Genomic DNA, 774 nt, shown 5'->3' on the forward strand with positions numbered 1-774 from the left:
GATTCTGCTAGTAGTGGCGAACGAACGTGGATGAGGCTAAACCGTGTGCATGTGATACCTGGTAGGGGTTGTGTGTGCGGTGTTGTGGGCCCCAATGGGCGGTGACTACCATCATCGTGCTTGTGTGTTGTTGTTAGGTGAAGTGGTTTGGAATGGCCTGCCGGAGAAGGTGAGAGTCCTGTAGTTGAAGACAATGGCATGTGGGTTGTTGGGTTGCCCGAGTAGCAGCGGGCTCGTGGAATCTGCTGTGAATCTGCCGGGACCACCCGGTAAGCCTAAATACTCAGTGTGACCGATAGTGTATGAGTACCGTGAGGGAATGGTGAAAAGTACCCCGGGAGGGGAGTGAAATAGTTCCTGAAACCATGTGCTTACAATCCGTCAGAGCACCGTTTGTGTGTGATGGCGTGCCTTTTGAAGAATGAGCCTGCGAGTCAGCGGCATGTCGCGAGGTTAACCCGTGTGGGGTAGCCGTAGGGAAACCGAATCCTAATGGGGTGTTAAGTGGCATGTCCTGGACCCGAAGCGGGGTGATCTACCCATGGCCAGTGTGAAGCAGCTGTAAGAGGTTGTGGAGGCGCGAACCCACGTAGGTTGAAAACTGCGGGGATGAGCTGTGGGTAGGGGTGAAAGGCCAATCAAACTCCGTGATAGCTGGTTCTCCCCGAAATGCATTTAGGTGCAGCGTCGTATTATAGCTTGGTGGAGGTAGAGCGACTGGTTGGTTGAGCGGGACTACAATCTTAGCAATGTCAGCCAAACTCCGAATGCCAC

General features: G+C 53.7%; 1 rRNA gene. It reads left to right on the top strand.

Annotated features, from left to right (window positions below):
* Nucleotides 1-774 (top strand): 23S ribosomal RNA (locus MHX61_RS11245); the annotation flags it as partial.

Source organism: Corynebacterium sp. ACRPF (assembly GCF_022347395.1).
GTDB classification, from domain to species: Bacteria; Actinomycetota; Actinomycetes; order Mycobacteriales; family Mycobacteriaceae; genus Corynebacterium; species Corynebacterium tuberculostearicum_D.